Genomic DNA, 8756 nt, shown 5'->3' with positions numbered 1-8756 from the left:
GATTGTGGCAGCGGTAACGCTGTGTACCCGCGGCACTACGGCCAGACTTCATGATGAGGTTGCTGCCACAAGCCGGGCAGGTAATTTCTTGATAACAGGTCATATCTAATATTATATAAGAAAATCACATATTTGATCCATTACCGTCTTGTTATATCTCGGTGCGATAATTAAGCCAAGTACCGGATGTATTCATCTATGATATTTGTTTTATACAGACCCGACTATTAAGCAAAGCAAAATTTGTACCGCGTAAGCCTGTTTTAGTGTTCAGGCTTAGATATGCTTTAAGTGGCTGAATATAAAGAAAGCTACTAAAAACAATGACTGGAAAGAAACCGAAAAAATGAATTACACTCGGCCTCCTGTTGATATACGAGCAGGCAATGTCTCTATATCAGCACAGTCTGCTGATATAGAGACATTGCCTGCTCAATTATAAGTGTCTATATGAAGCCTACTTAAGAGAAAACCTGTAAATAAACGAGTTAGACTGTTCAAGCCGGAACAAATAAAAATATGCCGACGTTCAAACCCATGCTTTCAATACTGCTGACTTATTTACTGTTCCTGCTGATCGTTTTTCTATTGCAACGAAAAATGATCTATTTCCCGACGCAGTATTCAATTAACATCAGCAACAGCTGGCCGATCAAGCCAACCTGAAACTCTGGCCGTCCACGGATAATTATCTGGGCCTGATATCCAAATCATCACAAACCAACGGCAAGGGCACCGTTATCGTTTTTCACGGCAATGCCGGTTCTGCAACAGACCGGACTTATTATCTGGATGCGTTGGAAAAACTCGGTTACCGTGTCATCTTGGCCGAATACCCGGGCTATGCCGCCAGAAACGGCGCCCCATCGGAATCGGCATTGATTTCAGACGGCATCCAAACCGCAAAACAGGCCTTGAACGATTTTGGCGAGCCGGTTTTCTTGTGGGGCGAATCGCTCGGCAGCGGCGTGGTCGGCGGTATCGTGCAGAGCGGACAGGTTCCGGTTAAAGGCATTGTCCTGGTCACGCCGTTTAGCAGCATGGCTGATGTTGCTCAACATCATTATTGGTATTTTTTTGCTAAATGGTTAATCCGCGATAAATTCGACAATATTAAAAACTTGCAAAACTACTCGGGAAATACGGCAGTTTTACTGGCGGAACAAGATGAAATCATTCCCAATAAATACAGTTTAAAATTGTTCGAGTCATTGCATCATCGCAAAAAAATCTGGACATTCAAAGATGCTGGACACAATAGCTTGCCTATGAATCAAGCACTTCCGTGGTGGCAAGAGGTTATGCAGTTTGTTACCGATTAGAAGGCAAGCGGATTGATAGGCACTCACGGAAACAATGCGGAGGCTGTCTTTGCAAATTATGGTGCAAGGCTGGGCGGCGATAAAAACGGTAAGATGGCAGACGTAGTAGGTTTTAACCAGACCAGCACTCTAATAGATCAACACAAGCAGTTGGTCTATTAGAGTCGACTTGATTTACTTTAACGCACTAAAAGTATAAACATAATCGTTATATTTCATTGGCGTATGGCAAGCAAAGCATTCTTTGGCTTTAGCCTCATCATGCATGACCAGCTTTCCGGCTTGCCATTGACCGAATCCCCAGCCTCCGGTACTGGCGTATTTTGCACTGTCTTTAACCATCGCCTCGGCAGAAGCAAACTCACCGGGAATAATAGCTAGCGGCCAACTCGGATGCGTGCTTTCTTTCCATACGACTTTAGCTAAAATCGAACCGTCCGGCCAAGGCTTGGTCCGGTCTGTTCGTGCTGCCGTAATAGCGGTATCGTTTCCTAAAATAGCCCGCAAGGTTTTTTTATCTTCCCTATGCGAAACACCTAACAAGCGCCAGTCTATATATTCGCCATGAACCGGTTTTGCCGCGCTTTCTGTAGCTTTGGTTTCCGCCAAGACCGTTGCGGATAAACAAGCGGCAACCAGGAACAACCCCAATCTATGATTATGCGATTTTTTCATATGCCTTTCCCTTCTAAAATACGTTTTAAAAACTTGATCGTTTGATTTTTTAGCAGCATAGATCCGCCGCCCGAAGTTATACCAGACAACGAGGGGATTTCAGTACTCTTTAAATTTGACTGGAGTAGATATACCGTCCGGCATGGAAAGCTCTGGACTGCAGAAGGCACTCTAATTATTCGCAGGTAAAACGAGGTATTCCCTTGATACGTTTTTTTTCCATGTGCACATATTGTAAGCCGAGCATCATTCCACCATTGAGGGTATGTTCAGCCCATATCACTTTTATCTCACCTTCCAGCTCTAGCTGCTCAATTGCAAACACGGTTATTTCACCCGCTTCAACAGAAAAAGATTCAGCAAGATTAATCGTCAAACCGTCCACCGAAACATTGACGGTATTAAAGTCATGGTATTTACCATTTAGCAGGATTATGCCCGGAACCGTCATGTTTTTTCTATAGACTTTTCTCTTATATAGCTGATTATCAACATCATAAGTAATATTTCTAAAGTCCAACGCCAGCAGTATATGCTCATTAAGCATATCAACCCTGACCACTTCGGCTTCGCCGGCCAAACGCATTTCCGGAAGATACAAATCTATCCTGGCGGATTCCGACAGCATATTAAAAATGTCTTTGATATTTCGGCAGCCTGCCTGATCGCACTTTAATTCCGCAAGCACACCGGTTAACGAAATATCTTTAATGATAATGTCCTGTTCTTCTTCGCCCATATAAATCAGGCCTCGAGTCATTAAGTTTTTTCGATATGGCCGGTTTACATCTAAACTCATCTGACTTTCCTCTTTTGATTATCCATTTATCTTGCCGTTCAAATACTGTATAAGGCTACCTCGTCCAATTATAGTGTCTGTGTTATATTTTTCTTTCTATTTTACCGACACGACCTGAATCCTACGCAATTCGCCGCATCATGAAAAAGCTATTAATCCTGTTACTGCTACTGTTTCTGACAGCCTGCACTGCACTCACGCCTAAAAACAGCGACAATATTTGCTCTACTTTCAGGGAAAAAGAAGACTGGTATGATGATGCTAAAAACTCGTTTGAAAAATGGGGCGTGCCTATTCATATCCAAATGGCGATCATGCATCAAGAATCGCACTTTGTCGCCGATGCTGAGCCGCCACGCCCCTGGCTGTTGGGATTTATTCCCCTACCCCGTGCCAGTAGTGCCTATGGCTATGCTCAAGCCAAAGATGAAACCTGGGATGATTATCTGGCCAAGGCAGGCAGCTGGGGAGCGGACCGCGATGAATTTGCCGATGCCGCCGATTTTATCGGCTGGTATTGCAGCATCAGCCACAACCGGCTGGGCATATCGAAACTGGATACCAAGAATTTATATCTCGCCTATCATGAAGGACATGGCGGTTACCAACGCAAAAGCTATTTAAAAAAAGCGGGACTGGTACAGATTGCCAACAAAGTGGCCAATCGGGCAAAACTTTTCCAAAGCCAATTAGGCGAATGCCAAGGCGATTTAGAAAACAAAGGCTGGTTTTTTTGATAAACTATAATATCTACGTTAACAATAAAGGATAAGTCGTGAGAAAAATTCAAACTAAAGTTCTTTCAATCGTCACCATTCTTCTTATAGGATTTACTATGTTTTCAATGGCCAATGCCACCACCCCTGCAGAAAATAAAGCCGCAGGAATAGCCTTTCTTGCAGAAAACGCTAAAAAACCCAATATAGTAACTACAGCTTCCGGTTTGCAATACGAAGTATTAACTCCTGGAACAGGCACCGCTTCCCCTTCAGCCACCGATAACGTTACCGTACATTACAAAGGCACAACCATTGAAGGCGAAGAATTCGACAGTTCTTACAGCCGCGGCGAACCGGCCACATTCCCGCTGAACAGAGTCATCGCCGGATGGACTGAAGGTGTGCAATTAATGAAAGAAGGCGCCAAATACCGCTTTTTCATTCCCTCAGAACTTGCTTATGGCGAACAAGGCGCAGGCCGCGCAATCGGCCCAAATGCCGCATTGATTTTTGATGTTGAACTGATCAAAATTCAATAATCAGTATATTGGCTCACACCGTTCTGATGTGAGCATTCCGCACTACCGCTTGAAGCTAAAGCCTTGCTCTACGCGAGGCTTTTTTAATTATTGTTTATGCCCACTTACCAACTATTCGCGACAACACCCAAGGCGATGGAAACCATCCTTAGCGATGAACTCCAAGCACTCGGGATCGAAAACATCAAAGCCACCATGGCCGGGGTCGCTTTTCAGGGAGACTTGGAAGTTGCTTACCGGGCTTGCCTGTGGTCAAGAACAGCAAATCGAATTTTACTGGTACTGAGCTCTTTTCAAGTAAAAAACCAGCAAGACCTTTATAACGGCGTACAAAAAATCGACTGGTTTGAGCATATTAATCCTGAAGACAGCTTTGCCGTCTCATTCAGCGCGAAAAACTCAGAGGCGATTAACAATACCCATTTCGGCGCATTGAAAGTTAAAGATGCGATCGTCGATCAGATGCGGGCAAAATTTCAAACCCGGCCCAGCATCAATACCGAACAGCCCAATATCCGCATCAACGTTTATTTGAATGGCGAAACCGCCCAGCTCAGCCTGGATCTTTCCGGCGAAAGCCTGCATCGTCGCGGTTATCGGGATGTCAGCATCAAAGCCCCGATGAAAGAAAACCTGGCTGCCGCGATGTTGTTGCGTAGCGGCTGGCCTCAAATCGCCAAACAGCAAGGATCGCTGATAGACCCGATGTGCGGCTCGGGAACGCTACTGTTGGAAGGAGCAATGATTGCCGCCGACTATGCGCCCGGCTTGTTACGCGATTACTTCGGCTTTAGCGGCTGGAAAAAACATGATGTCCAATGTTGGAAGAAGTTGCGCGCTGAAGCCGAACAACGCAAAAAAATCGGCTTGGAAAAACTGCCGGTTATAGTGGGTTTCGACCAAAACCGCCATACCGTCAACACCGCGTTAGCTCATATCGCCAATGCCGGTCTGCAAAATAAAATTCATGTTGAACGCCGCGATATTGAAGACGCGGAACCGGCTGAAAGCTGGAAGCCCGGCCTGTTGATTTGTAACCCGCCTTATGGCGAGCGCTTGGGCGACGAGCAGGAAACGGCGGAGTTATACAAGAAATTCGGCGACTCGCTGAAAGCGCATTTTATCGACTGGAAAGCCGCAATGATCATCAGCAACCCGGAACTGGGCTTTCGCTTAGGCATTCGTTCGCAAAAGCCTATCACCCTGTTCAACGGTGCGCTTGAATGCAAACTGTTACGGCTGGATATTGAGGAAAGAAATTTCTTCATTCCCAAGGCCAAAACGCAGGAAGAGCGTATTGCTCAAGTCAATGAGATCAGTAAAGCACAGGAACAGCGGATTACTCAGGCAGCTGAGACCAGTACTACACCGCAGCCTGAAACTACCGGCACCGACAAACATTCTGACCCGGATACAAGCGAGCTGGGAGCGGAAATGTTTGCCAACCGGCTCAAAAAGAACCTGAAAAAACTGTCCAACTGGGCCAAGCAAAATCGCATCAGCTGCTATCGCGTCTATGATGCCGACTTGCCCGAATACGCGGTCGCGGTTGATATTTATCAGGGCGATCAAACCTGGGTTAACGTACAGGAATACGAGCCGCCCAAAAGCATCGATCAGCACAAAGCTGATCAACGCTTGGCAGGCCTATTGGCCGAAATACCGCGCGTACTCGGCATCAATCGCGACCAGGTTTTTCTGAAAATACGCCGCAAGCAAAAAAGCACCGACCAGTACGAAAAGCACGGCGATCAAGGACGTTTTCATATCATCGAAGAAAGCGGCTGTAAATTACTGGTGAATTTTGAAGATTACCTCGACACCGGATTATTCCTTGATCACCGGCCGATTCGGACACTAATTCAAAAACAAGCCAAAGGTAAAAACTTTTTGAACCTGTTTGCCTATACCGGCAGCGCGACCGTGCATGCGGCAATGGGCGGCGCCAAATCTACGACCACAGTCGATATGTCCAATACCTATATCAACTGGGCAAAAAAGAACATGGCATTGAACGCCAATGAAGGCGCGCATGAGTTTATACAAGCCGACTGCCTGGAATGGTTAGCAACCGAAGCCCAACTGGCTAACAGACATTACGATTTGATTTTTCTTGATCCGCCGACTTTTTCCAATTCGAAACGAATGGACGAGGTCTTCGATATACAAACCGACCATGTGCAACTGATTAATCATGCAGTTTCCTTGCTGTCTCCCGGAGGCGTCCTATACTTCTCCACAAATTTCAGGCGTTTTAAGATCGACAAACAGGCATTGTCCGATTTAATTATAGAAGACATCAGTGCGGCAACCATTCCGGAAGATTTTGCCCGCAATCCAAAAATCCATTATTGCTGGAGAATTCAAGAATGATACGTAAAGTTAAAATCATTGTTTCCGGCCGAGTTCAAGGCGTTTACTTTCGTCTTTTTACCCAGAACAAAGCCAAACATTTTGCTATCAAAGGCAGCGCCAAAAACCTTCCTGACGGCCGTGTCGAAATTATCGCCGAGGCCGGAAGCATGGCTATTGAGAAATTCATCAAATGGTGCCACAAAGGCCCTATAACCGCTCGCGTCGATCATGTTGAAGTCACCGAACTTCAACCTGAAGAAGCATTAACATCGTTTGAAATAAAATAAGCTCAAGATTGAAAGTTCAAAATATTTACCTTCTTGCGATAATAAACAATAACGCGTATTCCTAGTAAAACACCTATCACCCCTGCATAAATCAACGGCTCGGTATAATCTTTTTTTACCAACCAAAAATAATGTATCAGAGCCGTCACCCCTGCCACATACACCAGCTTGTGCAGCTTTATCCAGTTTCGCCCCAACCTTTTCTGCATGTTTTTTGTTGAGGTCACGGCCAAAGGAAGCAACAACGAATAAGTCAGCAAGCCCATCAGGATATAAGGACTTTTCGGCACCTCGTCTTTAAATGCTTCCCAGGATAACGATAAATCTAGGACGATAAAAACCAGCAAATGCAGACTGGCGTAAAAGAAAGCATACAAGCCCATCATGCGCCTAAAGCGCGTCGGCCAACCCTGCTTTGTTATTGCTTTAATCGGCGTCAACGCCAAGCCTATGCACAAAAACCGCAAAGCCCAGTCGCCAAAACTAAAATGCAACGTTTCTATCGGATTAGCGCCAAGCCGATCATTGATGCCGTCATTGACCAGTAACAGAAAAGGCGTCAGGCCCAGTAAAAAAACGATGATCTTTATCACCGCCCAGCTTTTTTTGTCGAGTAACATCAGAAATGCTGGGTTAAATCCATGCCGGAATAAAGGGCCGCGACTTCCTCGCCATACCCGTTAAATTTTTCTGTATCGCGCTTCGGGGTAAAAATACTGCTGCCCAACACCCGCTCACGGCTTTGGCTCCATCGGGGATGAGGCACTTCAGGGTTAACATTGGCATAAAAGCCGTATTCACCGGGGGCGCTTTTATGCCACGCGGTTTCCGGCATATTCTCGACAAAACGTATTTTGACTATCGCCTTGATACTCTTAAAGCCGTATTTCCACGGCACAATCAAGCGCAACGGCGCACCATTCTGGTTGGGCAGCTCATCGCCATACATTCCGGTGACCATCATCGCTAGAGGATGCATGGCTTCATCGATGCGCAGCCCTTCCACATAAGGCCAGTCCAAAACACTGGAACGCTGACCCACCATGATTTCCGGGCTATACAGCGTAGTAAATTCGACAAACTTTGCTTTTGAGGTCGGTTTAAACCGTTTAAGCATTTCGCCCAGCGGAAAGCCTATCCACGGCACTACCATAGACCAGGCTTCCACGCACCGGAAGCGGTAAATACGTTCCTGCACGGGATTGTCTTTTAGAATATCTTCCAGATTATAACCCCCCGGTTTCTCAGTCTCGCCTACAACTTCCACAGTCCATGGTTGGGTTTGTAAGGCTTTGGCTAAAACAGTGGAATCTTTTTTGTTCGTCGAGAATTCATAGTAGTTGGTGTAGTTTGCAACATCTTCGCGACCAGTCACCTGTAACTTTGCGGAATAAGGCCCGATCGGTGCATCGACATATTTTCCCGTTTCTGCATAGCCATGACTCGGCAACATGATTCCTGCTGAAAGCACAGTTGCCGCTTTAATAAACTCTCTCCGGGATTCGAAAAACGCCCGGTCAGTGATTTCGCTGCTTAAGATGTCGGATCCAGTTTTAATTAACATGCTCAACTCCTTTGTTCCGGACGTTTACCCTCTGGAGCTTAAATAATACATCAAACAGTTTTGACATCGTTAATATTGATTACCGGGAAATCGATTCCAGTCAACAAGATTTCGTTAACCAAGTACATCGGGCAGCCGATGGAACCGCGTATATTGAGGTTGAGTAACGTTTAAGTTTATTGCTCTTATTTGTTGTAAGTGTTTATAGTTAGCCTATGCATGCTTTTATATGACACTACCTGAATTTATTTTGGGGCGCACTAAATATACACAAAAGCATAAAATAACAATGATTTTTTATTTTTAAAAATTATTAGCCATCAAAATGACGCAATGTTTTGCGTCTATTAGAATGTCTAATATTAGTTAGAGCTCACGGAGCGCGGCTCCAATACGGTTTTATTTTTCAGTTTTCCGTGGCCACGCCCGGTTAGCTTTACGTTTAGGACTTTCGCAACCCTAGCCAAATAGGTTATGTTAGCAGGCATGATCACGA

The 8756-nt window shown here is 45.4% G+C and carries 10 protein-coding genes; 5 read left to right on the top strand and 5 right to left on the bottom strand.

What is annotated here, in order from left to right:
- Positions 1–103, bottom strand: a 103-nt coding sequence (locus V7051_RS24770) for an IS1/IS1595 family N-terminal zinc-binding domain-containing protein (RefSeq protein ID WP_442919736.1), incomplete at its 3' end; no start/stop codon positions are given.
- A 541-nt stretch (positions 104–644) separates the two neighbouring features.
- On the opposite strand from V7051_RS24770, the gene V7051_RS23875 reads away from it, so the two are divergent.
- Positions 645–1322 (top strand): alpha/beta hydrolase, encoded by a 678-nt coding sequence (locus tag V7051_RS23875; protein WP_334168722.1) that lies wholly within the window; start codon positions 645–647, stop codon positions 1320–1322.
- Between the two features lie 174 nt (positions 1323–1496).
- On the opposite strand, the gene V7051_RS23870 is transcribed toward V7051_RS23875, so the two are convergent.
- Both V7051_RS23870 and V7051_RS23865 read right to left on the bottom strand, forming a co-directional pair.
- On the bottom strand, positions 1497–1997 hold the full coding sequence (locus tag V7051_RS23870) for a cytochrome P460 family protein (RefSeq protein ID WP_333877585.1): 501 nt from the start codon (positions 1995–1997) through the stop codon (positions 1497–1499).
- A 175-nt stretch (positions 1998–2172) separates the two neighbouring features.
- A complete protein-coding gene (locus tag V7051_RS23865) occupies positions 2173–2796 on the bottom strand; it encodes a PilZ domain-containing protein (protein WP_333877586.1) in 624 nt (207 codons plus the stop codon).
- Between the two features lie 140 nt (positions 2797–2936).
- Between V7051_RS23865 and V7051_RS23860 the strand changes: the two genes are divergently transcribed.
- From V7051_RS23860 to V7051_RS23845, 4 genes are all read left to right on the top strand, one after another.
- Positions 2937–3533, top strand: coding sequence for a transglycosylase SLT domain-containing protein (locus tag V7051_RS23860; RefSeq protein ID WP_333877588.1), 597 nt, complete (start codon positions 2937–2939; stop codon positions 3531–3533).
- 38 nt (positions 3534–3571) lie between these two features.
- Complete coding sequence (locus tag V7051_RS23855) at positions 3572–4054, top strand: FKBP-type peptidyl-prolyl cis-trans isomerase (protein WP_442919675.1); 483 nt, start codon at positions 3572–3574, stop codon at positions 4052–4054.
- 96 nt (positions 4055–4150) lie between these two features.
- A complete protein-coding gene (rlmKL, locus tag V7051_RS23850; protein WP_333877590.1) occupies positions 4151–6427 on the top strand; it encodes a bifunctional 23S rRNA (guanine(2069)-N(7))-methyltransferase RlmK/23S rRNA (guanine(2445)-N(2))-methyltransferase RlmL in 2277 nt (758 codons plus the stop codon).
- Entirely contained in the window at positions 6427–6696 is a 270-nt protein-coding gene (locus V7051_RS23845) for an acylphosphatase (protein ID WP_442919677.1), read from the top strand. The genes rlmKL and V7051_RS23845 overlap by 1 nt, the downstream gene beginning before the upstream one ends.
- Positions 6697–6698: 2 nt before the next feature.
- Here the strand turns inward: V7051_RS23845 and V7051_RS23840 are convergent, their stop codons facing one another.
- Both V7051_RS23840 and msrP read right to left on the bottom strand, forming a co-directional pair.
- The gene (locus V7051_RS23840) at positions 6699–7316 is read right to left on the bottom strand and encodes a sulfite oxidase heme-binding subunit YedZ (protein ID WP_333877594.1); all 618 of its coding nucleotides are present in this window, start codon (positions 7314–7316) and stop codon (positions 6699–6701) included.
- The gene (gene msrP / locus V7051_RS23835) at positions 7316–8260 is read right to left on the bottom strand and encodes a protein-methionine-sulfoxide reductase catalytic subunit MsrP (RefSeq protein ID WP_333877597.1); all 945 of its coding nucleotides are present in this window, start codon (positions 8258–8260) and stop codon (positions 7316–7318) included. The genes V7051_RS23840 and msrP overlap by 1 nt, the downstream gene beginning before the upstream one ends.
- Positions 8261–8756 lie beyond the last annotated feature (496 nt).

This window comes from Methylobacter sp. (assembly GCF_036845245.1).
GTDB lineage: Bacteria > Pseudomonadota > Gammaproteobacteria > Methylococcales > Methylomonadaceae > Methylobacter_A.
The sequence above is the reverse complement of the archived record's forward strand: the minus strand, read 5'-3'. Positions and strand labels throughout refer to the sequence as shown.

Coding starts and splice junctions, on each gene's coding strand:
- V7051_RS23870 (WP_333877585.1), bottom strand. CDS start 1,997: ATGAAAAAATCGCATAATCATAGATTGGGGTTGTTCCTGGTTGCCGCT.
- V7051_RS23865 (WP_333877586.1), bottom strand. CDS start 2,796: ATGAGTTTAGATGTAAACCGGCCATATCGAAAAAACTTAATGACTCGA.
- V7051_RS23860 (WP_333877588.1), top strand. CDS start 2,937: ATGAAAAAGCTATTAATCCTGTTACTGCTACTGTTTCTGACAGCCTGC.
- rlmKL (WP_333877590.1), top strand. CDS start 4,151: ATGCCCACTTACCAACTATTCGCGACAACACCCAAGGCGATGGAAACC.
- V7051_RS23840 (WP_333877594.1), bottom strand. CDS start 7,316: ATGTTACTCGACAAAAAAAGCTGGGCGGTGATAAAGATCATCGTTTTT.
- msrP (WP_333877597.1), bottom strand. CDS start 8,260: ATGTTAATTAAAACTGGATCCGACATCTTAAGCAGCGAAATCACTGAC.